This window comes from Streptomyces sp. NPDC002138 (assembly GCF_040296485.1).
Taxonomy (GTDB): Bacteria; Actinomycetota; Actinomycetes; order Streptomycetales; family Streptomycetaceae; genus Streptomyces.
Genome location: NZ_JBEOXE010000008.1, coordinates 164804 through 190238, shown reverse-complemented (window position 1 = coordinate 190238; position 25435 = coordinate 164804). Strand labels below are relative to the sequence as shown.

16 protein-coding genes and 1 riboswitch are annotated in these 25435 nt (G+C 76.5%); of the genes, 13 read left to right on the top strand and 3 right to left on the bottom strand.

Going from position 1 to position 25435, the window contains the following annotated elements; genetic code table 11:
• The 4 genes from ABT084_RS07895 to ABT084_RS07880 all read left to right on the top strand — a co-directional run.
• Nucleotides 1–1432, top strand: a 1432-nt coding sequence (locus tag ABT084_RS07895; RefSeq protein ID WP_351039285.1) for an aminotransferase-like domain-containing protein, incomplete at its 5' end; no start/stop codon positions are given.
• A 160-nt stretch (nucleotides 1433–1592) separates the two neighbouring features.
• Nucleotides 1593–2081, top strand: a complete 489-nt coding sequence (locus tag ABT084_RS07890) for an LAETG motif-containing sortase-dependent surface protein (RefSeq protein WP_351039282.1) — start codon at nucleotides 1593–1595, stop codon at nucleotides 2079–2081.
• A gap of 67 nt (nucleotides 2082–2148) precedes the next feature.
• Nucleotides 2149–2856, top strand: a complete 708-nt coding sequence (locus tag ABT084_RS07885) for an RNA polymerase sigma factor (protein ID WP_502968863.1) — start codon at nucleotides 2149–2151, stop codon at nucleotides 2854–2856.
• The gene (locus tag ABT084_RS07880; protein WP_351039276.1) at nucleotides 2853–3695 is read left to right on the top strand and encodes a hypothetical protein; all 843 of its coding nucleotides are present in this window, start codon (nucleotides 2853–2855) and stop codon (nucleotides 3693–3695) included. Before ABT084_RS07885 ends, ABT084_RS07880 begins: the two co-directional genes overlap by 4 nt.
• On the opposite strand, the gene ABT084_RS07875 is transcribed toward ABT084_RS07880, so the two are convergent.
• Nucleotides 3676–4128, bottom strand: coding sequence for a MarR family winged helix-turn-helix transcriptional regulator (locus tag ABT084_RS07875; RefSeq protein WP_351039274.1), 453 nt, complete (start codon nucleotides 4126–4128; stop codon nucleotides 3676–3678). The two genes, ABT084_RS07880 and ABT084_RS07875, sit on opposite strands and share 20 nt — an antisense overlap.
• Before the next feature lie 200 nt (nucleotides 4129–4328).
• On the opposite strand from ABT084_RS07875, the gene ABT084_RS07870 reads away from it, so the two are divergent.
• From ABT084_RS07870 to ABT084_RS07840, 7 genes are all read left to right on the top strand, one after another.
• Entirely contained in the window at nucleotides 4329–5597 is a 1269-nt protein-coding gene (locus tag ABT084_RS07870) for an MFS transporter (RefSeq protein WP_351039271.1), read from the top strand.
• 40 nt (nucleotides 5598–5637) lie between these two features.
• On the top strand, nucleotides 5638–7296 hold the full coding sequence (locus ABT084_RS07865) for a beta-N-acetylhexosaminidase (RefSeq protein ID WP_351039269.1): 1659 nt from the start codon (nucleotides 5638–5640) through the stop codon (nucleotides 7294–7296).
• 144 nt (nucleotides 7297–7440) lie between these two features.
• Nucleotides 7441–8358 carry a DUF4132 domain-containing protein gene (locus ABT084_RS07860; protein WP_351039266.1) on the top strand — a complete coding sequence of 306 codons (918 nt, stop codon included), beginning with the start codon at nucleotides 7441–7443 and terminating at the stop codon, nucleotides 8356–8358.
• Complete coding sequence (locus ABT084_RS07855; RefSeq protein ID WP_351039263.1) at nucleotides 8355–13463, top strand: DNA-binding protein; 5109 nt, start codon at nucleotides 8355–8357, stop codon at nucleotides 13461–13463. The genes ABT084_RS07860 and ABT084_RS07855 overlap by 4 nt, the downstream gene beginning before the upstream one ends.
• A 38-nt stretch (nucleotides 13464–13501) precedes the next feature.
• On the top strand, nucleotides 13502–14692 hold the full coding sequence (locus ABT084_RS07850) for an ATP-binding protein (RefSeq protein ID WP_351039260.1): 1191 nt from the start codon (nucleotides 13502–13504) through the stop codon (nucleotides 14690–14692).
• Nucleotides 14689–18789, top strand: a complete 4101-nt coding sequence (locus ABT084_RS07845; protein ID WP_351039257.1) for a DUF5682 family protein — start codon at nucleotides 14689–14691, stop codon at nucleotides 18787–18789. The genes ABT084_RS07850 and ABT084_RS07845 overlap by 4 nt, the downstream gene beginning before the upstream one ends.
• Before the next feature lie 5 nt (nucleotides 18790–18794).
• Complete coding sequence (locus tag ABT084_RS07840; protein WP_351039306.1) at nucleotides 18795–20789, top strand: hypothetical protein; 1995 nt, start codon at nucleotides 18795–18797, stop codon at nucleotides 20787–20789.
• On the opposite strand, the gene ABT084_RS07835 is transcribed toward ABT084_RS07840, so the two are convergent.
• Nucleotides 20783–21601 (bottom strand): LysM peptidoglycan-binding domain-containing protein, encoded by an 819-nt coding sequence (locus ABT084_RS07835; protein WP_351039255.1) that lies wholly within the window; start codon nucleotides 21599–21601, stop codon nucleotides 20783–20785. The genes ABT084_RS07840 and ABT084_RS07835 overlap by 7 nt on opposite strands.
• A 4-nt stretch (nucleotides 21602–21605) precedes the next feature.
• Nucleotides 21606–21820, bottom strand: a riboswitch (cyclic di-AMP (ydaO/yuaA leader).
• A 283-nt stretch (nucleotides 21821–22103) separates the two neighbouring features.
• Nucleotides 22104–23087, bottom strand: a complete 984-nt coding sequence (locus ABT084_RS07830) for a dihydrodipicolinate synthase family protein (RefSeq protein ID WP_351039252.1) — start codon at nucleotides 23085–23087, stop codon at nucleotides 22104–22106.
• Nucleotides 23088–23159: 72 nt separating this feature from the next.
• Between ABT084_RS07830 and ABT084_RS07825 the strand changes: the two genes are divergently transcribed.
• Nucleotides 23160–24164 (top strand): LysR substrate-binding domain-containing protein, encoded by a 1005-nt coding sequence (locus tag ABT084_RS07825; protein WP_351039249.1) that lies wholly within the window; start codon nucleotides 23160–23162, stop codon nucleotides 24162–24164.
• A 137-nt stretch (nucleotides 24165–24301) separates the two neighbouring features.
• Nucleotides 24302–25387, top strand: a complete 1086-nt coding sequence (locus tag ABT084_RS07820) for an S-(hydroxymethyl)mycothiol dehydrogenase (RefSeq protein ID WP_351039246.1) — start codon at nucleotides 24302–24304, stop codon at nucleotides 25385–25387.
• Nucleotides 25388–25435: the final 48 nt, after the last annotated feature.

Sequence of the window (25435 nt, the reverse complement as noted above, 5' to 3'; positions counted from 1 at the left end):
AGACGGCCAGCCAGCTGGTGTCGATCGGCAGCCCGCCGAACGACTTGTCACCCAGGCCCGCGCCGAACAGCTGCTCCGAGGCGGTCCGGGGGGCGCGGCGCCCGGCGCCGTCGGCCCCGCGAACGCCGCGATCGGGACCGCCGCGACCGCCCCCGCGGCGACCGGGACCGCCGCGCCGGAAGCGGGGGCGCGGGCGGCCGGGGCGCTGTTCGGCGCGGGCGCCCGGGAGGGGGCGATCGACGCGCTGCGGGCCGCCGCCTGCCGGATCGACCTCTCGCCCGGCGTCCCCGACCTCGCGGCGTTCCCGCGGGCCGCCTGGCTGCGGGCCGAACGCGCCGTACTGGGGAGCCTGCCGCCGTCCGGTTTCGGCTACGGGGATGCCCGGGGCGCCCCGGTGCTGCGCGCGGCGGTCGCGGAGTGGCTCGCCCGGAGCCGGGGGATCCGGGCCGACCCGGGCGAGGTGATCGTCGTAGCGGGCGTGGCCCAGGCGCTCGCCCTGCTCGGGGCCGTACTGCGGGCGGACGGGGTGGACCGGATCGCCGTGGAGGACCCCGGCTCGCTCGGGGCCCGCCAGCAGCTGGAGTACGGGGGGTTCACCACCGTGCCCGTACCGGTGGACGAGGGCGGCCTGCGCGTGGACGCGCTGCGGGCCGGCGGTGCGAAGGCCGTCCTGCTGACCCCCGCGCACCAGTTCCCGACCGGTGTGGTGCTGGACGGCGAGCGCCGCCGCGACCTGCTGCGCTGGGCCGCCGAGGAGGACGGGCTGATCATCGAGGACGACTACGACGCCGAGCACCGCTACGACCGCGCTCCGGTCCCGGCGCTGCGCTCACTGCTGGCCGAGCGGGTCTGTTACGCGGGCAGCGTCTCCAAACTCCTCGCCCCCGCGATCCGGGTGGGCTGGCTCCTCGTCCCCGAGCGCCACCGCGAGGCCGTCGTCACGGCCAAACGCAACGCCGACCTCGGCAACGCGGCCCTCCCGCAGCTGGTACTGGCCCACCTCATGACGTCGGGGGAGCTGGAGCGGCACCTGCGGTTCGTACGCCGACGCCACCGGGCGCGCCGGGACGCGATGCTGCGGGCCATCGCGGTGCACCTGCCCGGAGCGCGGGTGCACGGCGCGGCGGCCGGGCTGCACTTGACGGTCACCTTCGACCCCGCGCCGCGGACCGGGGGTTCGCGCGCCGGGGGCTCGCGGACCGGAGGCGCGGGTACCGGCCTCGTGGACACCGAACTCGCCGCCGTCGCGCTCGCCGCGGGGGTCAAGGCGCATCCGCTGTCGTGGCACCGGGTGCGCCCCGGGCCGCCGGGGCTGGTGCTGGGCTACGCGGCCGGGCCCGCGAGCGAGATCGAGGAGGGGATCGCGGTCCTGGGCACCGCGCTGCGCCAGGTGACCGGCGCGCGCCCCCGGGGCCGGGCCGCGGCGCCCTGACCCGCCGGGGCGCATCGCCGTACATCAGGCCCCGCAGATCCACCTCCGGAACATCCGGGAAAAGTTTTTCGGGAACGTCGGCAACCTCGGCCGCGGTCGCGCGTCGTGCGGGGGTGAAGGGCGCAATACCGCGTCCTTCACCCGACCGTGGAGAACCACCTTGAAGATCGTCAAGCGCGCTTCCGGCTCCGCCGCCCGTCCCGTCGCCCCGGCCGTCCGCCGCGTGGCCCTCGCCGTCGCCGCCGCCGGAGCGCTCGCCTCCCTGGCCGCCCCCGCGTACGCCGCCGGCGCGGCCGCTCCGGCGCCCTCGGCCAGCACGGCGCCGAGTGCCTCGCCCAGCGCGGCCCCCAGCGCCCCCTCCACCGCCCGGCCGAGCTCCTCCCCGAGCAGCCCCGCCACCGCCGCCCCGCGCCCCTCGGGCAGCGCGGAGCCCAGCACCGCCCCCTCGGTGGTGACCCCGGGCACCCCCTCCTCCTCGCCGTCCACCCCCGGCGCGGCGCCCGCCGCCACCCCCTCCTCGTCCGCCGGTCCGGAGCTCGCGCATACTGGCGGCAACCCGGCCACCATCGCGATCGGTGCGGGCGCCGCGGTGCTCGTCATCGCGGGTGCCGGCACCCTGTACGCCGTCCGGCGCCGCGCCAACGGCTGACGTGCTCCACGCGAGGAACGCCCTGCTCATGCCGTACCCCGCCGCGCTGCCGCGGCCCGCACCGCACATGCGCCTCGTCCTGCCCGGCTCCGGCCGGGCGGGGCGGGGCGCCCGCGTGCTGCTCACCTTGCCTTGGCCGCGTTCGCTGAGCGGGTGGCGCGGACTGCTCGCGCGCGAGCGGCGCGTCGGGGAGGGGCCCGGGCAGGCGTTCCCGTTCCCGGGAGCGGGCGCCGCCCCGGCCGCCTTCCCGGGGGGTTTCGCGGGCGCGGACGGCGACGCGTTCGAGCAGCCGCCCACCGTCACCGAGCTCTACCACGCGCACCGGCTGCGGATGGTCCGGCTGGCGGTGCTCCTCGTGGACGACCAGGCCACCGCCGAGGACGTGGTCCAGGACGCCTTCACGGCCCTGTACCGGCGCCACGGCGAACAGATCACCGAGATAGACAACGCGCTCGGCTACCTGCGGACGGCCGTCGTCAACACCGCCCGCTCCGTGCTGCGCCGCAGGCGTACGGTCCGGGCCTGGACCCCGCCCGCGGCGGCCGACGTACCGTCCGCGGAGGAGTACGTCGTCCTCGACGAGGAACACCGCGAAGTACTGGCCGCCCTCGGCCGCCTGACCCCGCGCCGCCGCGAGGTGCTCGTGCTGCGCTACTGGGCCGACCTGAGCGAGGCGGAGATAGCCGCCACCCTCGGGATCAGCCGGGGTTCGGTGAAGTCGACCGCGAGCCGCGCCCTGGACGCGCTGGAGCGCATCCTGGAAGGCCGGATATGACCCCGCCCGCCCCCCGCCCGCCCCGCCCGCCCCGCACCCCGGGCACCCCGACTCCCGGCGCAGCCCGTACCCCGGGTACCCGCTCCGCCGCCGCGCCGCCGACGTTCACGCCCGCCCCCTCCGCCCCCTCCGCCCCCTCCGCCCCCTCCGCCCCCGACGCCTTCGCGCCCGGGCAGCGGCCCGTGGCCGAGGCGCGTCCCGCCGGGGGGCGGCACCGTCCCGGTGGCGGTCAGGCTCCCGTTCCGCACGCCGTCGCCCCCGGTTTCGGCGGAGGCGACGGTTTCGGCGGCGGCGGGACGGACGGCGGGGACGGTGACGGGGAGCGGCCCGTGGAGCGGCGGCTGCGGGCGGCGCTGTCGGCACGGGCCGAGCAGGTCACCGTCCGCGAGCTGCGCCCCGCCGATCCCCCCGGCCCGCACCTGCGGCGGCTGGCGTACCTGCCGCCGCGCCGGTTCGCCCTGCCCCTGGCCGGGCTCGCCGCGGCCGCGGCCATCGCCGTCGGGTACGTCGCCCTCGCGCCCGATCAGGCCCCGCGCCCCGTGCCGCCCGCGTCCCCGCCCTCGCTGCCCGCGCCGTCGCCGACCCCCACCCCCGGCGTGTCGGGGGCGCGGCCCGCGCCGTCCGTCGCTCCCTCGCAGGGTCCGTCCGGCAGCGCCTCCGCTCCGCCGTCCCCGGGGCCCTCGGCCTCCCGGGGCGGGTCGTCGCCCCAGCCGCCCCGCACGCCGGGCCCGAGCACGAGCCCGAGCGCGGTCCCCAGCGCGAGCCCCTCTCAGACCGGGACGGCCGCTCCGGGGAGCTCCGCGCGCCCGAGCTCCGGGGTCAGCTCGCCGCCCCGGTGACGGCCGCGACCAGCGGCGCGAGTTCCGGGTTGGCGGAAGCCGTGTCCAGGGCCTCGCGCAGGGCGCGGTCGTTCGTGGGCCGGGCCGACGCCAGCAGCGTCAGCCCGGCCTCGGTGACGTCGGTGTAGATGCCCCGGCGGTCCGTGTCGCAGAGGTAGCGGCTGAGCAGCCCGCGGTCTTCGAGCCGCGTGACCAGGCGGGTCGTCGCGCTCTGGCTGAGCACCACCGAATCGGCGACCTGGTGCATGCGCAGGTGCCCGCCCGGCCCGCTGTGCTGCCGGCTGAGGACGTCGAGGAGCGAGTACTCCCGGACGCTGAGCCCGTGGCCCGCCTGGAGGGCCCGTTCGATGTGGGTCTCGATCCTGCCGTGCAGCAGGGAGAGCGCGCACCAGCCCTGGGAGAGGGCGGTCAGCGCGCCGTCCGTGGCGGTCATGGGGTCCTCCTCGCGTGACGCGCCGGGCGCGCGCACCCCTTCAGGATAGGACACATCCGCAATAGCCCGCGTTTGCAAATATCCCGCGCGTGCAATTAATGTGGACGCTTGTAAGGCGCCCGGGCAAGCTGTCCGCCCCTCCGCGACACGCCCTCGGCGCCCCCACAGCACACCCCTTGAAACCTTGAAGGGCTCCCCCCATGCCACTCGCACTCCTCGCCCTCGCCATCGGGGCCTTCGGGATCGGTACCACCGAGTTCGTGATCATGGGCCTGCTGCCCGAGGTCGCCGCCGGTTACGGCGTCTCGATCCCCACCGCCGGATTCCTGGTCACCGGCTACGCCCTCGGCGTCGTGCTCGGCGCGCCGCTGATGACCGTCCTCGGCACCCGGATCCCGCGCAAGCGCATGCTGATGCTGCTCATGGGCCTGTTCATCGCGGGCAACCTGCTCTCGGCCCTGGCCCCCGCCTTCGGCGTCATGCTGGCCGGGCGGGTGCTCGCCTCCCTCGCGCACGGCGCCTTCTTCGGCATCGGCGCCGTCGTCGCCGCCGAGCTGGTCGCCCCCGACAAGAAGGCGGGCGCCATCGCCATGATGTTCACCGGGCTCACCGTCGCCAACGTCGTCGGCGTCCCGCTCGGCACCCTCGTCGGCCAGCACCTCGGCTGGCGCGTCACCTTCGTCATCGTCGCCGGGCTCGGCGTCCTCGGCCTGCTCGGCATCGCCCGGCTCGTCCCCGACCTGCCGCGGCCCGAGGGCGTACGGATCCGCCACGAGCTGGCCGCCTTCCGCAACGTCCAGGTCCTGCTCGCCATGGCGATGACCGTGCTCGGCTTCGGCGGGGTCTTCGCCGCCATCACCTACATCACCCCGATGATGACGAACGTCGCGGGCTTCGCCGGCACCTCCGTCACCTGGCTGCTCGTCCTCTTCGGCCTCGGCATGGTCGGCGGCAACCTGCTGGGCGGCCGCTTCGCCGACCGCCGCCTGATGCCGATGCTGTACGGGACGCTGGGCGCGCTGGCGCTCGTACTGGCCCTGTTCACCGTGACCGCGCACCACAAGGCCGCCGCCGCGATCACCATCACCCTGATCGGCGCCCTCGGATTCGCCACCGTGCCGCCGCTCCAGAAGCGAGTGCTCGACCAGGCCGCGGGCGCGCCCACCCTGGCCTCCGCCGTGAACATCGGCGCCTTCAACCTCGGCAACGCCCTCGCGGCGTGGCTCGGCGGGCTCGTCATCGCGGGAGGCCTGGGCTGGACCGCCCCCAACTGGGTCGGCGCCGCCCTCGCCGCCTCCGCCCTGGTCCTCGCCCTGGTCTCCGGAGCGCTGGAGCGCCGTACCGCACGGACCGGACGGCTGGTCGCGGCGGGCGGCCCGGCGGCCGCCGGGACAGCCACCGCCCCGGCCCCCGGCCCGGCCCCCGCGACGGCCTCGGCGGAAGCGGAGGTGCCGGTTCGGGTCGCGTAGCGCGCCGGCCGGTGGGAGGTTGGTGGGGGATGAGGTGACCATGGGCCGAACAGGGAACAGCCGAACAGGGAACATACGCACCACCGCGACGGCCATCGCCGTCGCGGTGGCCGCGCTCGCGGTACCCGGCTGTACGTCGGCCCCCGCGAGCGACCGCGCACAGCCCACCGGGGCGGCCAGCTCCCCGGCGGCCCCGGGCAGCCCGGATCCGACGGCGCCCAGCGCCCCCGCCCCGTCGCCGGGCCGCAGCTACCCCCTCTCCACAGCGCCGCGGACCATCCCCGCCGTCCGCGACTTCGCCCCGGCCCGCGGCCCCGGCTGGAAACCCGCCCCCGCGGCCCGGGTCGTCGTCGCCCCCGGCAACGCGGCCGCCCTCGCCGACGAGGGGAAGGCCCTCGCCAGGGATCTGAAGCTCGGCTACGCCGAGGACGGCGGCCCGGCCCGCCCCGGCGACGTCCAGCTCGCCCTCGACGCCGCACCCGCCGGCGCCGCCAAGCCCGTACCCGAGTCGTACACCCTGACCGTGAAGGGCGGCGGCGTCCGCATCACCGGTCCCGACGACGCCGGGGTCTTCTACGGCACCCGCACCCTCGAACAGGCCGTGCGCGCCGCGGGATCCATCGGCGAGGGCACCGTCAAGGACGCGCCCGACCGCCCGCAGCGCGGCCTGAACCTCGACATAGCCCGCAAGAACTTCACCGCCCCGTGGATCGAGGACAGGCTGCGCGAGATGGCCGACCTCAAACTCAACCAGCTCGGCCTGCACTTCTCCGACGACCAGGCCTTCCGCATCGCCTCCGTCAGCCACCCCGAGATCGTCTCCGACCCGCACCTCACCCAGGCCGAGGTGCGCGGGATCGTGGCCCTCGCCCGCAGCCTGCACATCCAGGTCGTCCCCGAGATCGACTCGCCCGGACACCTCGGCGCCGTCCTGCGCGCCTACCCCGCCCTGCAGTTGCGCGATGTGAACGGCAGGGCCGTCAAGGGCGCCGTGGACATATCCAACCCCGCGGCCGCGAAGCTCGTCGACTCGCTGCTGCGCGAGTACCTGCCGCTCTTCCCGGGCGCGTACTGGCACGTCGGCGCCGACGAATACCAGGCACTGGTGGTCAAGGACCCGCAGGCCTCCTTCCCGCAGCTCGCCGCGGCCGCCCGGAAGCGGTACGGCGCCGGGGCCGGCGTGGCGGACCTGGCCACCGGCTGGCTGAACGACCGCGCCGCCGTGGTCCGCGGCGCCGGACGCGTCCCCAAGGCGTGGAACGACGGCTTCTTCACCGGCGGCGCCGCCACCGCCGCCCGGGACATCGAGGTCGAGTACTGGACGGGCAAGGAGATCGGGGCCAGGCCGCCCCTGGAGTACCTGCGCGAGGGACGCCCCGTGGTCAACCTCAACGACGAGTACCTGTACTACGTCCTCGGCGAGCCCAACGACTTCACCTACCCGACCGGCCGCCGCATCTACGAACAGTGGACCCCGCTCGTCCTGCGCGGCACCGAGGCCGTCCCCGCCCGCTACTCCGGGCAGATCCTGGGCGCCCGGCTCGCCGTCTGGTGCGACCTGGCCGGGTCCCAGACCCAGGCACAGGTCGCCGAGGGGATCCGGCTGCCGCTGGCCGCCCTCGCCCAGAAGGTCTGGGACCCGCGCACGCCACAGCAGACGTGGGGTCAGTTCACGGCCCTCGCCGACCGGGTGCGCTGAGCGCGCGTCAGGTTCGCCCCCGCGCCGCGGGCGTTGTCAGAGGGCCCCTCTAGTCTTCCGGACATGCCGCAGCTCAGGGGGGCTTCATACCCCCCTGTCCAGGCTGCGCGCACCCTGATCGGACAGGCGGAGGGGCACGGGCTGATGGCATGGCTGGCGGCGGGCGAGGGGTATGAGATCGCCCTGGTGGAGGGGCGGGTGGCGGCGCGGTCCACGGCGGGCCGCTCGGCGGGACGGCAGTTGAAGACGCTGCCCAAGGCGCTGCGGGAACACCCCGAGGTGGACCGGTTGCGCCGGCTCTCCGAATGGCTGGACCGGCACGCCGCCGAGTGCCTGGCCCAGGTGGACACCTGGATGGTGTCCTCCCTGCCGGTGCCGACCGCGCTGATCGCCCGGGTCTGGCCCGACGAGGCCTGGCGCGCCGCCCTGCGCGACCTCGTGGTGACCGGCGAGGACCCGCAGGAGGCGGGCTTCCTGCGGGACGCGAGCGCCTCCGGCGAACTGCGGATGGTCAACCTCGACGGCGAGACGGTGCGCCTGGCCCCGCGCACGGTGACCCTGCCGCACCCGGTGCTGCTGCCCGACCTGGACGACGTACGGGACTTCGCGGCCGAACTCGGCATCGAGCAGCGGGTCGAGCAGATCCACCGCGCCACCTGGCAGCGGCCCGCCGAGCCCGGGCCGGGCGCCGCCGCTGCCGGTGCCGCTGGTCCGGGAAGCACCGCCTCCGTGGCCGACGCCTTCGAGGTCCGGGACTTCGCGGGCGGGGTGTTCCCGACGCGCTTCAGCCTCACCGCACGCGCCACCTCCCTCGGCTACCGGGTCTCCGGTGGCTACGCGACCTGCGCGGTCCGCGACGCGGGCCGCGCCACCTCCGCCGCCGTCTGGGTCGGCGAACCGTACTGGGAGGAGGAGCAGAGCACCGGCGCGCTGACCTGGAGCGACGCGGACGGCCGGGCCGTGCGCCTGACCGAGGTCGGGCCGGTGGCCTGGTCCGAGGGGATGCGGATGGCCGCGGCGCTGTACGCGGGACGCCGCATCGAAGAGGGCGGCGACGCGTGAACGCCGACGGCACCACCACCGGCCCGAGCGGCCAGGACACGAACGAGGACGGCGTGAAGGACATCGTGGAGCGGGAGCGCGGGGAAATGGACCGCGTGGAGCAGGACCGGGGAGAGAGTGTGGAGACCGTGCGCGAGGCCGAACTGCTGCTCAGAGCGGGCGCGGTGCTGCCCAGCGGCACCCCCGGCGCCGGACCGGGCGCCGTCGGCCTGACCGCCCGCGCCTACCGCCACCCGGCGCTCGACGACGACCGCGTCGTGGTCCGCCTCGCCGCCGACGAACTGGGCGCGGCCGAGGACCTCGCCGCGGGCTTCCTCGGGCTGGTCCCCGACGGCGAACCGGCCGTGGTCGGCATCGGCCGCCGCCAGGCTCTCGGGTTCCCCGCCTGGGTGCTCGTCCACCACCCCGAGGACGGCCACCACGCGCTGGCCGTCGTCCCCGAACTGGACCGGCTGGCCCGCCAGGTCAAGACCCGGCCCAAGGCGACCCTCGACGGCTGCCTCGAACTGGCCGGCCGATTGGAAGCCGCCGTCCCGCACTTCCTGCCCGTCTTCCTCGAACAGGCCGCCCGGCTCTTCCTCGCCGTCGACAACACCACCTACGCCGCCCAGCTCTTCACCCGCGCCCGCACCAGCGAGGCCCGGCACGGCCTCGCCGTCGACGAGGACCGGCTGGACGCCGTCTTCCTCGAATTCGCCCTGGCCGGCGCCCTCCCCGTGAAGGTGCTCACCGGCTACGGCAAGGAGCTGGCCGCGCGGGTGGCCCCGGCCGAGGCGTACGAGCGCTTCCGCCGCCTCTGCGTGCGCCGCACCGCGGGCGGCCTGGCCCCCTCCGCGCAGGCCGCCGTCGAACTGCGCCGCCTCGCCAAGGCCGCCGGGATCGCCGGGACCGAAGCGGAGCAGGACCACCTCGCCGAACTGCTGCCCCTGCCCGCCACCCTGCGCGCGGCCCACGGCTGGTGGAAGGCGCACCGCGGCGCGCTCATCGGCCTCGCCCGCCGGGTACCGGCCACCCGCGGCATCCTGCTCGGCCTCGTCCCGCCCGTGACCTCCGACCACGGCGCCGAACTCTGCGCCCTGTGGCTGGAGGTCCTCGAGGAGTCCGGCGCCACCGCCGGGCTCGTCTCCGCGGCGGACCGGCCCGCGGAGGAGCGTAGCCCCGACGGGGCCGCCGGCTGGCTGGAGCGCTTCCACGCCGCCCGCCACAGCGGCTGGGGCTCCCGCCCCACCCCGCCGCTGCTGCTGGACATCGTCACCCGCGCGGCCGGACAGCTGCGCACCGAACTCGACGCGGCGCGGGGCGGGCCGGACGACGCCGGGGCCGACACCACCCCGACCGTGGTCCCGGCCCGGCAGCCGGTCCTCGACATCGGTGTACAGGACGTGGACCTCCTCGACCTCCTGCTCTCCCTCGGCCTCCCCGTCGCCGACCCCCACCCCCACCGCGATGCCAACGCCCAGCTGAACCTGCGGGACTGGGCCCAGGCCGACCAGCGGCGCGACCTGCTCGCCCTCGCCGCCGACCAGCGGTTCCGGCCCGCGTTCCACCGCGCCGCCCAGGCCCTCGGCGAAGCCGCCCCCGGCCCGGACGTCGTGCGCCGGCTCGCCGCCGCTCCCGGTGGGCGCCCCCTGCTGGCCGAGTGGATGCGTACCGTCGCCGCGGAGTCCACCTCCGCGGGCCTGCCCGACCTGCCCGCCGCCACCGCCCGGCTGAACTGGCTGCCCACCGAGGCCCTGGAACTGGCCCCGGACGAGGTCGCCGCCGCCGTGGCCGCCGACCTCGGCGAGACCCTCGCCCGTACCCTGCGCGGCGGACTCTTCGAGGAACTGATCTGGCCCGCCTGGGAGGAAGCCCTCGCCGACCTGGCCTCCGGCCTGGGCCGCGACGGCCTGACCGTCGTCGACGCCTGGCCCCACCTGATCGTGGCGAGCACCTCCCAGGTCCGCGTCATCGACGCCGAGTCCACCGTCCTCGTCCACGACCTGCGCTCCCCGCAGGGCGGCACGCGCCGGTACGGCTTCCACTACGTCGACGGCGAACTGCTGGTGTTCTGGGGAACGTACGGCGGAGCGGTCGAGGGCTACTGGCACCACACCCCCGACCGGGTCTTCACCGTCGGCTTCGACCAGGACGGCGGCGGCCGCGGGTACTGGAGCCTGCGCTCGCAGCACGTCTCCCTGCCGCTGCCCGGCGGCGGCCGCGCCGTCGGCGGCGGGGTCCTGCACCGCGGCGACACCCGGCTGCCCAGCGAGCGGCCGGTGCTCCACGACGGAGCCGCGTACTGGGTGTGGGAGGACGCCGAGGGCGATGCCGCGGGCGGCTGGTGCGAATACGACCCCGCGAGCGGCGCCCACGGGCGGCGCTCCCTGCCCGCCTTCCTCGCCGACGCCGTGCGCGACCAGGCCGCCGACGGCATCCCCGCGGGCCCGTGCAGCGGGAACTGCTCCTGCCAGGGCAACTGGCTGCGGCCCGCGCCCACGGTGGCGGGCTCCGTGCTCGGCGCCCCCGTGGACGGACTGCTCGGCTGGTGCGCGGTGCGGGTCCCCGGCCACGGCTGGAGCGCGCGCGACACGGCGGGCCGCCGCGTCACATCCCCCGAAGGCCGGGAGATGCCCGTCTCCGCGCCGGCCTTCCCCGGCGACGACCGCCTCCGCGTCCTGACCCACCACTGGCGCGAACTCTCCCTCACCGACCCCGATGGCGTCGTCACCCTCCGCTCGCGCGGCGGGTACGGCGACACCTTCGCGACCGGCAGCGTCGAACTCCCGCCCCTCGCCCACTGGTACGCGCTGCGCCCGCGCGACCCCGAGGCCTCCGCCGCGCTGCGCGCCGCCGACCGGGAGAGCGTCGGCGCGCTCCTGAAGGCGGCGGCCGCCGCGGGCAAGAACGCCGACCTGCCGGCCCTGGTCGCGGCGGCCCTGCCCGCGGTCACCCACCCGAAGATGATCGGCGGCGTCGTCGAGGCCCTCCGGCTCACGCTCACCCAGCAGTCCGTCCTCGACCGCGCCGCCGCCCGCCTCGCACCCGGCGGCGCCGCCCCGGCGACCGCCACCGGCCCCACCGACGCCGTGCTGCACGAAGCGCTCGGCGGGCTGACCGGATCCGGCTACTACCGCTGGCACGGCGAGCGGGACCTGCTCCACCAGTACCTCCACGCCATCGCGACGGCGCGCGCCGACACCACCGCTCCCGCGGCCCCCGGCCGGGTCCACTTCGACCTGCCGGACCTGCCGAACTCCGGCCTGCCCTGGTCCGATCTGCTCGACCACCCCGCCGCCCTCGCCTACCGCGCGGTCGCCCCGGGGACCACCGGGGCCCAGCGCGACGCGCTGTGCACCCTGCTCGGGACGGTGGACACGCTGGGCCTGGCCTCGGCCACGGGGTCCGCCGACAGCTGGCGCCGGGTCCTGGTCCACCTCACCCCGGACCACGTCCGCACCGACAACGGCGCGCGCCACACCGTCCACCACCGCACCGTCCTCCCGCTCGGCGGCGGCGCCGTCCTCGCCCTCACCGAGGTGGCCCGGCCGGTCCCCGACGGCCACGAGTTCGGCGCGCTCCTGCACGACCCCACCGGCCGCTTCACCGCGCCCGAGCCCTACACCCTGCGCGCCGAGGCCCCCCTCGGCGACCGCACGCGCGACGCCGGCTGGATCACCCGCTTCCTGACCGAAGCGGGAGCCCGCGGAGACGTGCCCTGGTTCCCCGAAGCCGCCCGGGAGTTCGCCCGGCTGACCGGTGTCCCCACCGCCCTCGCCAAACTGCTGGTCGCCGGACTGCCCCGCATCGACGCCTACGACCACAACTTCCTGCCCACCGAGCTGCGCACCCTGCTCGACGTCAAGGTCGCCGACGCGTCCGCCGCCCGGATCGAGCTGCGGAGCCTCGACCTCGACCTGCGGCGCGCCCTGACCGGCGCGCTGCTGCCCGCCGACCCCGCCGGGCTGTGGACCGAGGGCCCGGACGTGGCCGCCGCCGCCGAGCTGTGGAACCGGCGCGTGGGCCGACGTACGCCCGTACCCGAGGCACTGCTCGCCGAAGCGGTCCGGGAGGTGCGCGCCGGATGGGGAGCCCAGCGCGCCCTGCCCGCGCTCCTCGACCCGGCGAGCGCGCCGGAGCTCTCCACCGACGTGCCCTGGACGATCAGGGGGGACCACGCCGAGCCCCGTGACGCGACCGCCCGCCCCTTCACCACCACCGTCCTGACCGGCGTGCTGGCCTGCACCGCGTGGCTGGCCCACCGGCTGCCCGCGGGCGACCCGCTCCGGGCCGCCCTCCCGCCCGCTCTCACCGCCCTCCGCCAGCGTCTCGCAGCGCCCGAACTCCTGCTCAGCGCCGAGGAGTTCGCGCGGCTCGGGGACTTCCGCACGACGGCCGGTACGCCGACCGAGACCGGCGAGGGCTTCGACCGGTTCGGCGCGGTGGTCCTGGCGACCGCCGACGACCAGCCCAAGCCCGCCATCCGCCCGGCCCTGCTCGACTCCGCCGGAACCGACCCGTACCTGCCGCTGCTGCGCACCGCCGAACAGTGGCCGACCTCCCTGGAGACCGCCCTGCGGGTCGTGCACACCGCGCGGTTCGCCGCGCTGCTCGCCGACCCCGGAGCCCCGGCGGCGGGCTCCGCGGCCCCCGACGGCACCTGGTGGCCGCAGGACCCGAGCCGGTCGGTACCGGACCTGGTCGCCGAAGCCGCCACCGCCCACGGGCTGGGCGCCGACGCGGCCGCCCTGTACCTCGCGCTCCTCGCCATGCCCGACCCCACCGACCGCAACACCGCCCGCTGGACCGGCTGGAAGCCCGCCCGGCTGAAGGCGGCCCGCGCCGAACTGGCCGCCACCGACCTCGTGGTGAGCGGCACCCGGGCCCGCGCCGGGCGCACCCTGTTCCTCCCGGGCGCCTGGACGGAGGCCACCGCCCCCGCGCTGCCGCTGGAGCAGTGGAAGCTCCCGCTGTACGAGCCGCTCGCCGGCGGGCGGCCGGTCCTCGGCGTGCTCGTCCCGTCCGAACCGGCGGCCGACCTCTACCGGCGCGCCTGGCAGCGGGTGCGCGAGGGCGACGCCCCGCGCTTCGAGACGCTCAAGGTCAAGCGCACCCGCCGCCGTTGACCGCCGCCCACGCCCCCATCGCACCGGAGAGACACCCGATGACCGTCACCGAGCGGCCCGCCGCCGCTGCTCCCACCCCCGCTGCCCCCGCCACCACGGGGGACCGCCAGAGCCTGCCGGCCGAGGAGCGGTACGCCGCCGAACTCGCCTTCCTCGCCGCCCAGGACACCGGGCCCCGCCCGCCCGGCTGGCTGCTGACCCCGCGCGCCGTCGTCACCTTCGTCTGCGGCAGCGACGGCACGGAACTCGCCCTGCCCGGGCGCCGGACCGGCCTGCCCGCCAAGCTGGCCATCGCCGCGAAGTTCGTCGGCGAACGGGCCCTCGTCGAGCGCTGCGTCGTCACCCTCGCCGGGGAGCGCGGCCTGCTCCTCACCGGCGAGCCCGGCACCGCCAAGTCCATGCTCTCCGAGCTGCTGTCCGCCGCCGTCTGCGGTACCAGCGCGCTCACCGTCCAGGGCACCGCGGGAACCACCGAGGACGCCTTCCGCTACGGCTGGAACTACGCCCTCCTGCTGGCCCAGGGGCCCACCCCGCAGGCCCTGGTCGACTCCCCGGTGCTCGCCGCCATGCGCACCGGGCGGGTCGTGCGGGTCGAGGAGATCACCCGCTGCCTGCCCGAGGTGCAGGACGCGCTGGTCTCCCTGCTCTCCGACCGCCGGATCAGCGTGCCGGAACTCACCGGCTCCGAAGACGCGCAGGTGAGCGCCGCGCCCGGCTTCACGGTCATCGCCACGGCGAACCTGCGCGACCGGGGCGTCTCCGAGATGTCCGCGGCCCTCAAGCGCCGCTTCAATTTCGAGACGGTCCAGCCGATCGCCGACCCCGACGCGGAAGCGGCCCTGATCCGCCGCCAGGCCGTGGCCGCCGTCCAGCGGGCGGGCGCCGCCTTCGGGGTCGACGACGCGGTGCTCGACGCGCTGGTCACCGTCTTCCGCGACCTGCGCTCCGGGCGTTCCGCCGAGGGCTGGGACGTGGAGCGCCCCGGTACGGTCATGTCCACCGCCGAAGCCGTCCAGGTGGCCGCGTCCCTCGGGGTCGCCGCCGCGTACCTGCCGGGGGGCGACGTGCTCGACCTGCTGCCCGGGCACCTCCTCGGAGTGGTCCGCAAGGACGACCCCGCCGACCACGGGCGGCTGCTCGGGTACTGGGACGGCCCGGTCCGCCGCCGGGCCGAGGACGGCTCGGCGATGTGGCGCCGCCTGTGGGACCTGCGGGGTTCGCTGCGATGACGTCCCCCGAACCCCGGAGCGTGGTGGCGGCGTTGGCCGCGTCCCGGGAGCCGTACCTGCTGGGCGTGCGCCACCACAGCCCCGCGCTGGCCGCGGTGACGCCCGCCCTGCTGGCCGCCTCCGGCGCGGACGTGGTCTGCGTGGAACTGCCGGCCGACTTCCAGCCCTGGCTGCCCCACCTGGGCGACCCGGAAACCCTGGCCCCGATCGCCCTGGCCGGCACCACCCCCGAAGGCCACCTGGCCTTCTACCCGTTCGCGGACTTCTCCCCGGAACTGTCCGCCATCCGCTGGGCCCGCGCCCGCAACATCGACGTCATCTGCTGCGACCTCCCCCTGACCGGCGCACCCCCAGCGGCGTCACATCCAGCCCCGTCGGCGGGGGCACATTCAGCCTCGCCGGCGTTCGAGGCGCCTCCGGAGGGCGTACCGGCCGTCCCGGCTGTCGACCCCGCCAGCTCCGTACGCGGGGGGTCGGGTGATGCCCACCCGGCGGCCGCGGGGGCACATTCAGCCTCGCCGGCGTTCGAGGCGCCCCCGGAGGGCGTACCGGCCGTCCCGGCTGTCGCCCCCGCCAGCTCCGTACGCGGGGGGTTGGGTGATGCCCACCCGGTGGCCGCGGGGGCACATTCAGCCTCGCCGGCGTTTGAGGCGCCCCCGGAGGGCCCACCGGCCGTCGATCCCGGCGGCCCGCCCCCGCCACCGGCCCGGCCCCGATACGCCGCCGCCCTGTCCGCCAAAGGCACCGGCCGAGACGGCGAAGACCTCTGGGACCGCGCGGTAGAGGTGCTCGCCCCCGGCTGCCCACCCGAAGCGATCCGCCGGGCCGCCCTCGGCGTCGGCTGGGCCCTGCGCGAGGACACCGGGGCCATCGACCCCAGGGACCTGGCTCGCGAAGCCCACATGCGGGAAGTGATCACCGCCCTCACCGCCGCGGGCCGCCGCGTGGCCGCCGTGATCGGCGCCTTCCACGCCCCCGCGCTCCTGCCCCACCCAGCCCCCAGCACCGCCACGAGCCCGCCGCCCCCAGCCAACGGAACCGCCCCAGCCCCGAGCCCCGCCGCCGGCCGAGGCCCCGACAGCGGTGCCGACCCGGTGGGCCCGGCCACCAGTTCAAGCCCCGGCACCCGCCTGGGCATTGGCCGAGGCACCGACGCCGGCACCGACGCCGGCACAGCCCCGGTGGGCCCGGGCACGGCCACCGGCCCGGGCGCAGGCCCCGGGACCCACCCCCGCCCAGGCGACGGCACCGGCACCCGCACCCCGGGACCCGGCCCCCGGGCCGGGGCCGGGGCCGGCGGGGTGGTGACCTCGCTCGTGCCGTACTCCTTCGATCTGCTCGACTCGCGCTCCGGGTACCCCGCCGGCATCCGGGACCCGCTCTGGCAGCAAGCCGTCCTGACCGCCGCAGGCGACCCCGCCCGGGTGCGCGACGCGGCCTCCGTCGCCGTGACCGCCGTCTGCCGGGAGCTCCGCCGCGCCGGGCACACCGCCGGGACCGGGGAGGCCGCCGAAACCCTGCGCGTCGCCTGCGACCTGGCCCGGCTGCGCGGGCTCCCCGCCCCCGGCCGGGGCGAGCTGCTGGAGGCCGTCACGACCGTCCTGGCCCAGGGCGAACCCCTGGGCCGCGGCCGGGCGCTGGCCCGCGCCCTGGAGGCCGTACTCATCGGCACCGCCCGCGGCCGGACCGCCCCCCACACCCCCCGGTCCGGCCTCGGCCCCTCCGTCGAGGCCGAACTGGCCGCGCTGCGCCTGCCGTCGCCCGAAGACCCCGCCCCGCGCGAGATCCGCCTCGACCCGCTGCGCTCCGCCCTGGATGCTCGCCGCGAGGTCCTGCTGCAACGGCTGCTGGTGTGCGGCGCGGCGTACGGCGAACAGCTCACCGTCGCCGCGACCGGCGACGGCGCGGCCCTCGGCACCAAGTGGCGACTCTCCTGGACGCCTTCGGTCCCCGCCCGCCTCGATCTCGCGGGTGTGCGCGGCGTCACGGCCGAGCAGGCGGCCGCCGGAACCCTGCGCGACACCGCCCGCCGCGCCGCCGCCGAGGGCGGCCCGACCTGCGCCCAGGTGCTCACCGGCCTGGCCGCCGCGGCCCGTTGCGATCTGCCCGCACTCCTGACGGCCCGGCTGGAGGAGGCCGCCGAAGTGCTGCCCGCCGCCGCCACCCTGCCCGAACTCCTGGAATCCCTGGAGCTGTTGGAGGCGCTGCGGCGCGGCCACCTCCCCGGCGGCCGGGTCGACACCACCGCCCTCGGCGCCGATCTGCTGGACGCGTCCGTCCGCGCCCTGCCCGGCCTCGCCGGAAGCGAGGACCCGGCCGACGCGGCCGCCCTGGTGGCCCTCGCGGACCGGGCCGCCGCCCATCGCCTCGGGCTGCGGCTGGACGCGTCCCTCGCCACCCTGACCGGCACCGGCCCCGCCACCGGCACCCGTACCGCCACCGCCTCGCCGCTGATGCAGGGCGCGGCCTTCGCCGTACGGGTCCTGCTCGACCTGGACCCCGCCGCGGACCTCGGCGACCGCGCGGCCGGCTGGATCGACAGCGCCACCACCGCCGACGGCCGCCGCGCGCTCACCCGTCGCCTCGCGGGCCTGTTCACCGCCGCCGGCCCGCTCCTCGACTCCTCCCCGGCCGCCCTCACCCCCCTCCTGGACCGCATCGACCGCCTCGCCGACCAGGAGTTCCTGGACCGGCTCCCCGCCCTGCGCGGCGGCTTCGACGCCCTCGCCCCGGCGGCCCGCGACCGGCTCCTGGACACCGTCACGGAACGCCTCGGCGACCGGATCGACCTGTCCCTCGACGCGCCGCCCGCCCTGCTGGCCCGGTGGGCCGCCGCGGACGCCGCGGGCCTCGCCGCCCTCGCGGCGCTCCCGTTGCCGGTACCGCTGCCCGTCCCCCGCACCGCCGGAACCCCCGCGACCGTCCCCACCCCCGTGCCCGCCCCGGCGGGAGACCCCCGCCCCGAGCCCGCCGCCCCGCACCGGCTCACCCCGCCCGACCGCTGGCGCCTGCTCCTGGGCCGCCACCACGACCGGCTCTCCGCCGGAGCCCGCCGCTACGCCCACGCCCTGGACGAGCTGTACGGCGCCGGCCGCGGCGAGGGCGCGAGCGACCTCGACGGCGGTGGGAGCGGCGGCGGCCGCGAGGCCTCGTTCCCCACGGCGCGCGAGTGGGCCGAGGAGCTGGAAGCGCTCTTCGGGACCGACGTACGGGAAGAGGTGCTCGCCGCGGCCGCCGGAGCGGGCCGCACCGACGTACTGACCCAGCTCGCCCCCGCTTCCGTACGGCCCTCCGTGGAGCTGCTCACCTCGGTGCTCTCCCTCGCCGGAGGGCTGCCCGAACAGCAGCTCGCCAGGCTGCGACCCCTGGTGAAACGGCTGGTCGAGGAGGTGCGCAAGGAGCTGGCCACCCGGCTGCGCCCGGCCCTCTCGGGCCTGTCCACCCCGCGCCCCACCCGCCGCCCCGGCGGCATGCTGGACCTGCCCCGGACCCTGCGGGCCAATCTGGCGCACGCCCGCAGGCTGGACGACGGCCGGGTGGTCGTCGTACCCGAACGGCCGGTGTTCAGCACCCGGGTGAACCGCGAGGCCGACTGGCGGCTGATCCTCGTCGTCGACGTCTCCGGTTCGATGGAGGCCTCGGTCGTCTGGTCCGCGCTGACCGCCGCCGTACTGGCGGGAGTTCCCATGCTCTCCACCCACTTCCTCGCCTTCTCCACGGAGGTGGTTGACCTCACGGGCCAGGTCGAGGACCCCTTGTCGCTACTGCTCGAAGTACGGGTCGGCGGCGGTACGCACATCGCCGCCGGGCTCGCGCACGCGCGCTCGCTGATCACCGTGCCGAGCCGCACGCTGGTCGTCGTGGTCAGCGACTTCGAGGAGGGCGGGCCGCTCGGCGGGCTGCTCGGCGAGGTCCGCGCGCTGGCCGCCTCGGGGGCCCGTCTGATGGGCTGCGCCGCCCTCGACGATTCCGGTACGCCCCGCTACTCCGTCCCGGTCGCCCGGCAACTCGTCGCGGCCGGAATGCCGGTGGCCGCCCTCAGCCCCCTCGCCCTGGCCCGCTGGGTCGGCGACCGCCTCCGTGGAGACCGCCCGTGATCCCCATCCCCGACACCGATACGGCCGGCACCGGAGCGGGCGGCACCGATCGGGCCGCCGCGCTCGCGCCGGTGGCCGCCGACGTGCTCGCCGAGGCCGTCGGGCAGCTCAGCCCCCGGTTGCGCAAGAAGCTCGACGCCACCGTCGAAACCTGCGCGGCGGGCAGTCCGCCGGCCCTCACGGCGGCCGACGGGAGCGTCTCCTACCGCTTCGGCGAAGACGCCCTGGTCACCCTGCGACCCGGACCCTCCGGGACGGTCACCGATCCCGGCCAGGCCACCTGCAGCTGCCTCCTGAACCCCCGCTGCCTCCACCGCACCGCGGCCCTCGCGGTGTCCCCGCTCGCCGAACCCAAGGAACCCGCCGCGGAAAAGGAACCCGCCGCGGAACCGGAAGAGCCGGATCCGGGAGCCGGGTCCGCCGTCCAGGACCGTCACGAGCCCGGCACCACCGCACCCCGCACCCCCTCCGAGCCGGCCGCCGAACCGGAACCGGAACTCCCACCCGCACTCGAGCCCGAACCCCCGCTGACCGCCGCGCAGGTGGTGGCCGCCGCGGCCCTGTGGGAGGCGGCCGCCGTGGCACTGGCGGCGGGGGTCCCCGCGGGCGGAGCCGTCGTCCAGGCCGAGCTGCTCCGGGCCGCCCACACCGCGCGCCTCGCGGGGCTGCCGCGCGCCGAGGCTGCCGCGCTCCGGGTGGTCCGCGGGCTGCGCGCCGCCCGCGAGCGCAGTGCGGCCCAGCGCCTGACCGAGCTGACCGGAGCTTTCCGGGAGCTGCTGTACACCGCCGCGGTGCCGGACCCCGGCGGTGCGCGGCGCGGCTACCGCTCCGGCGGCAGCCTGCGCGTGCACGGTCTGTGCCGGGAGCCGGTGCTCTCCGCCGCCGGGCACGGGGGAGTGGTCACCCACCTCGTCGGCTCCGACGGCGCCCGTTACACCCTCGCCGACGTCCGCCCCGGCGGCCTGGCCCGGGCCCGTGGCGCCGGATCCGCCTCCGTGGCGCTCGGCGGCGCCGCCCTCGACCACGCCGGTCTGGCGCGGGGCGGTCTGCTGGTGTCGGGGGCCACGGTCTCCGAGGACGGCCGCCTCGGTGCGGGCCGCGGGGTACGGGCGACTCCGCTGCGCGGGATCGACTGGAGCGCGGAACCGGCCGCGGCCGCCCTCTTCGCCCGCCCGGCCGCCGACGCGGTGGCCCGGGCCCTGGCCGGCTCCGCGACCGGGTGGCCCACCGCCGACCCCGGGCTGCTCGGCTGTGACGTGCTGGTGGTCGGCCCGGCGGGGGACCGGCTGCTGGTGCGCGAGCTGTCGCCCGACGGCTCGGTACGTCCGGACGCGCCGCTGATCGGCCTGGTCCCGGCCCATCCGCACCCGGAGCTGCCGCACACCGCGAACCTGCGCCGCCTCGCGGAGCGTCCCGGGATGGCGCTGCGCGTGCTGGGGCGGCCCGATCCGGACCGGGCCGCCACCCTGCGCCCGCTCGCCGTCGGCCCGGTGCCCGGAGCGGCGTACACGCTGCGGCTGCCGCCGGAGTGGCTGGGCCGGGCCGACCTCGGCTACGACCGGCTCCAGGGGGCCCACCTCCCGGCCGGAGCCCCGGGACCCGCCGCGGGCGTACCGGACGTACCGCCCGTACCGCCCATGCCGAACACTCCGCACCTGCCGACGACCCCGGATCCGCTGCGCGACTCACCGCTCTGGCGGGTTCGACGGCTGCTGGAATCCGGGGTCGCGGGGGGCCGCCGGGCGGTGGCGGAGGCGGCGCGGGGCGATCTCGCCCCGGCCGGGGGTCCGGAACCGCTGCGCCGGGCCGGGTTCGCGGCGGCCGGGGAGCTGACCGCGGAGCTGGCCGCCGAGGCGGACCGGCGCTCCCGGGACGTCTTCGGCCGCCTCGTCGATCCCGGGGCTGACCGCTACGCGTGGGCCTGGCTGGCCGCGGCCACCCATCTGCACGCCGCGCAGCGGTCGTTGGTGGCCGCGTCCTGGTGTGCTTCGGCTCAGTAGGCGCTGTTGACGTTGTCGATCGAGCCGTAGCGGGCGGCGGCGTAGTTGCAGGCCGCGGTGATGTTCGCGACCGGGTCGTAGGAGTCGGCCGCGGTTCCGGGCACGTGGTACGCCCGGAAGGTGGGGTCGATCACCTGGAGGAGGCCCTTGGAGGGGATGCCCGCCGCCGCGTTGGAGTCCCAGTTGTTGATCGCGAGGGGGTTGCCCGAGGACTCGCGCAGCACGTTGCGGCGAATTCCGTCGTAGGTACCGGGAATTCCGTGCTGGGCCATGATCTCCAGCGACTGCCGGATCCAGCCGTCGAGGTTGTTGGCGAACAGCGTGGTGGGCCGCGCGGAACGGTCGGCCCGGGCGGGCTCGGCCGCGGAACCCCGCGCCGCGGGCGCCGTCGTGGCGGCCGCCGTTCCCGAACTCGCCTTCGCCGGGCCGCCGATCGTCAGCTTGGTGCCCGGCCGAATGACCGACGGGTCGCTGCCGACCACCGCGCGATTGTCCTCGTACAGCTTCTTCCAGCCGCCGCTCACGGAATGCGATTGTGCGATCTTGGAAAGGGTGTCACCCGCCACCACGGAATAGATCTTGGGTGCGGCCGCCTTTGCGGCAACGCCGGAAACCGAGGTCGAAACCGAGGTCGAAACCGAGGCCGCGGCCGAGGTGGTGGTCGTGGCCGGCTGGGCCGCCGGCTGCGCGGCCTCGGCGCCGGAAGCGCTGATCAGGGGGAGAGCGAGTGCGATGCCACCGGTGCCCGCGACGGCGAGCAGTCGGGCGAGCTGGCTGGTCTTGGGACGGCGGTGCTTGCCCGTTGCGGACATGGCGAATTCCTCTCCGTCGCCTGCGAGGTGAGCTGTCGGGTTCGGACGGGAGCTGTCCGGCCGCGCCGTGGCACGGCATGTTCCAGACATGCGTGAGACATGAAGGAGACATGCGTGTCAGTGGCGCGACTTCACCCCGAGCCCGTCCGGATTCAAGATCCGGACCGGCGGCCTACCTGGTTCCCCCGCTCCTGCCGTACGTGAGTGGGATGGGTTCCCGGGTGGCGGCAGGATTTGGCGGTCCACCCGGATTGCGGTGACCGTAAGCGAGGGGGGAGGCAGGGAGCAAGGACTTGAATTCCACGCGGTGATCGGTATATCGATACCGGCCGGTGGAATTCATCCCGGCCGTGCCGGGCGGGGAATGCCGAATTTCATTGCGGCGCCCGGAATTACGCGTTCCGCAGGCCTCGCGGGGGACTTGGAGGGGGGCCGTCCGGCGTGACTCACATCACCGGAGGCCCGCCCCTACCGCATTCAAGGGCAAATCACCCATACATACTTATTCAGGCAGCTCCGCGAGCCGGCGCAAAGCCTCTCGCACCGAGGTCCGGCCGGCCGGCAGCAGCGGCAGCCGCACATCGGGCGTCGGGATCCGCCCCTGCGCGTGCAGCACCCCCTTCAGCACCACCGGATTCGGCTCGGTGAACACGGCCGCCGACAGCCGGGCCAGCGCGTGCCCCAGCGCCCGGGCCCCCACCGCGTCACCCGCCCGCCACGCCGCGTCGAGCGCGGCGAACCGGTCCGTGGCCAGATGTGCCGAGGCCAGGATCCCGCCGCCGGCCCCGAGGGCGAGCAGGGGCGAGACGTACGCGTCGTCGCCCGCCATCACCGTGAACCCGTCCGGCAGTTCGCCCAGCAGTGCCACCGTGTCCTCGTCGATGCCGCCCACGGCGTACTTGACCCCCGCGACCCCGGGCAGTGCCCCGAGCGCCCGCAGCGCCCGGGCGTGCAGGGGCTGACCGGTCCGGTAGGGGATGTGGTAGACGATCAGCGGTACGGGAGCGAGCGCCGCCAGCCGCTCGAAGTGCGCCAGCACCCCCGCCGCCGAGGGCCGCACGAACGACGGGACGGTCACCAGCGCGGCCCGGGCCTCCGGCCACCGCCGCAGCCGCTCCAGCGCGGCCTCGCTCGCCCGGGTGCCGCTGCTCCCCGCCCCCACGCTCAGGAACGCCCCGCGCTCCCGGCAGACCCGGGCGCACACCTCGGTGACCGCGTCGCGTTCCGCCTCGTCCAGGCTCGCGGCCTCGGCGGTCGTGCCGAGGGCGGCGATGCCGGTCGCGCCCGCCGTGAGCACCTCGTGGGCCAGGGCCTCCAGGGCGTCCAGGGCGACGCCGCCGGACGCGTCGAAGGGGGTGATGAGCGGTACGTGGATGCCGTGCAGGAAGGGGGTTGTGGGGTGGGAGGTGGTCGTGGGGTGGGCGGGGGTCGTGGGGTGGGCGGGTCCGGCCACCGTGTCCTGTGCCGTCTGCTGCTTCTGCGCCATGGGTACGAGGGTGGCCGGACCCCGAGCATCGGGTCCAGTTCGCATTTCTTTCCCTACCCGTAAGCTGAGCCGATGCTCGACCTACGCCGCCTGCGCCTGCTGCGCGAACTCGCCCGCCGCGGCACCATCGCCGCCGTCGCCGAGGCGCTGGCCTTCAGCCCCTCGGCCGTCTCCCAGCAGCTCTCCGTCCTCGAGCGCGAGGCGGGTCTGCCCCTGCTGGAGCGCACCGGCCGCCGGGTCCGGCTCACCCCCGCCGGTCACCATCTGGTCGGCCACGCGGAAGCGGTGCTGGAGCGCCTGGAACAGGCCGAGGCGGATCTCGCCGAAGCCCGGGGCGGGCCGGCCGGGGCCCTGCGCGTCGGTGCCTTCCCGACCGCGACCCGGGCCATCGTGCCCGCGGCCCTCGTCACCCTCGCCCGGCGCCACCCGGCCCTCGAGGCGATGGTCTCGGAGACCGACCCCGCCGCCGTCGCGGACGCCCTGCGGGCCGGTGACCTGGATGTGGCGCTGGTCCACGAGTACGACTTCGTTCCCGCGCCCGAGGAGCCGGGCCTGACGGCCGAGCCGCTGTTCCGTGAGGCGATGTACCTCGCGGAACCGGCCCCGCCCGGCCCCGCGGCCCCCGGTCCCGAACCGGCCCCTGCCTCCACCCCTGCCGCGGGGCCCGATCAGGGCGCGCTGCTGCGGGCCCACCGCCGCGCGCCCTGGATCACCGCGACCCCCGGCACCCTCTGCCACGCCATGACCGTCCGGGCCTGCCAGGCCGCCGGCTTCACCCCGCGGGAGCGCCACCGGGTGGACGACTTCGCGACCGTGCTCGCCCTGGTCGCGGCCGGGCAGGGGGTGGCCGTCGTACCGCAGCTCGGCGTGACCGGGTCCGTCGGGTCCGTCGGGCCCGCGGTGTCCGGGGCGCCGGGTGAGTCCGGGATGCCCGCCGTGCCCGGGGTGCGCCTCACCCGGTTGCCGATGGAGCGGCGTACGAAGATCGCCTTCCGGAGCGGGGCCGCGGCCCACCCGGCCGTGGCCGCCTTCGCCGCCGCCCTGCGCGCGGCCGTACCACCGGACCTCGCGCCGTAGAGGTGGTGATCGCCGCAGCCGAGCCGAGCCCCGGCCCTCGTCGAAAACGTGACACAACTCCCGCACCGGGCCACCCGTGCGGGCCCCGCCGTGTACGTTCGCGGTACGGGACGGATCACATGAGAGCGGGGTATGACGTGACGCATCGCGTACGAGGGGTCATCGCACGGAGCAAGGGCGCACCGGTGGAGACGACAACGATCCTCGTGCCCGACCCGGGACCCGGTGAGGCGCTCGTACAGGTGCAGGCCTGCGGGGTCTGCCACACCGACCTGCACTACCGCGAGGGCGGCATCAACGACGCGTACCCCTTCCTCCTCGGCCACGAGGCGGCCGGAGTGGTCGAAGCCGTCGGGCCCGATGTCACCGGGGTCGCCCCCGGTGACTTCGTGATCCTCAACTGGCGGGCCGTGTGCGGCCGTTGCCGGGCCTGCAAGCGCGGCCGCCCCTGGTACTGCTTCGACACCCACAACGCCACCCAGCCCATGACCCTCGAGGACGGCACCCCGCTCTCCCCGGCCCTGGGCATCGGCGCCTTCGCCGAGAAGACCCTGGTCGCCGCCGGGCAGTGCACCAAGGTCGACCCGGCGGCCTCGGCCGCCGCCGCCGGACTGCTGGGCTGCGGCGTGATGGCGGGCCTGGGCGCGGCCATCAACACCGGCAACGTCGGCCGCGGCGACTCGGTGGCCGTCATCGGCTGCGGGGGCGTGGGCAACGCGGCCGTCGCCGGGGCCGCTCTGGCCGGTGCGGGCCGGATCATCGCGGTGGACCTGGACGACCGCAAGCTCGAACTGGCCAGGGGACTGGGCGCCACCCACACCGTCAACGGCCGCACCGAGGACGTGGTCAAGGCCGTCCAGGCGCTGACCGGCGGAAACGGCGCGGACGTCGTCATCGACGCGGTCGGCCGCCCGGAGACCTACCGGCAGGCCTTCTACGCCCGTGACCTGGCCGGGACCGTGGTCCTCGTCGGCGTCCCGACACCGGAGATGACGCTCGAACTCCCGCTGCTCGACGTCTTCGGCCGCGGCGGCGCCCTCAAGTCCTCCTGGTACGGGGACTGTCTGCCCGAGCGTGACTTCCCCCTGCTGATCGACCTCTACCTGCAGGGCCGCCTCGACCTCGACGCCTTCGTCTCCGAGACCATCCCGCTCGACGGGGTGGAAGAGGCCTTCGCCCGGATGGAACGCGGCGAAGTACTGCGCTCGGTCGTCCAGTTCTGACCACGGGAGACCGGCCGGTCCGACCACGGGAGACCGGCCGGTCCGACC

What these genes read in the sequence shown, in the direction of transcription:
- ABT084_RS07870 (WP_351039271.1), top strand. Translation starts at nt 4,329, where the DNA reads ATGCCACTCGCACTCCTCGCCCTCGCCATCGGGGCCTTCGGGATCGGT.
- ABT084_RS07875 (WP_351039274.1), bottom strand. Translation starts at nt 4,128, where the DNA reads ATGACCGCCACGGACGGCGCGCTGACCGCCCTCTCCCAGGGCTGGTGC.
- ABT084_RS07885 (WP_502968863.1), top strand. Translation starts at nt 2,149, where the DNA reads ATGCGCCTCGTCCTGCCCGGCTCCGGCCGGGCGGGGCGGGGCGCCCGC.
- ABT084_RS07830 (WP_351039252.1), bottom strand. Translation starts at nt 23,087, where the DNA reads ATGGCGCAGAAGCAGCAGACGGCACAGGACACGGTGGCCGGACCCGCC.
- ABT084_RS07825 (WP_351039249.1), top strand. Translation starts at nt 23,160, where the DNA reads ATGCTCGACCTACGCCGCCTGCGCCTGCTGCGCGAACTCGCCCGCCGC.
- ABT084_RS07860 (WP_351039266.1), top strand. Translation starts at nt 7,441, where the DNA reads ATGGCATGGCTGGCGGCGGGCGAGGGGTATGAGATCGCCCTGGTGGAG.
- ABT084_RS07880 (WP_351039276.1), top strand. Translation starts at nt 2,853, where the DNA reads ATGACCCCGCCCGCCCCCCGCCCGCCCCGCCCGCCCCGCACCCCGGGC.
- ABT084_RS07865 (WP_351039269.1), top strand. Translation starts at nt 5,638, where the DNA reads ATGGGCCGAACAGGGAACAGCCGAACAGGGAACATACGCACCACCGCG.
- ABT084_RS07850 (WP_351039260.1), top strand. Translation starts at nt 13,502, where the DNA reads ATGACCGTCACCGAGCGGCCCGCCGCCGCTGCTCCCACCCCCGCTGCC.
- ABT084_RS07845 (WP_351039257.1), top strand. Translation starts at nt 14,689, where the DNA reads ATGACGTCCCCCGAACCCCGGAGCGTGGTGGCGGCGTTGGCCGCGTCC.
- ABT084_RS07835 (WP_351039255.1), bottom strand. Translation starts at nt 21,601, where the DNA reads ATGTCCGCAACGGGCAAGCACCGCCGTCCCAAGACCAGCCAGCTCGCC.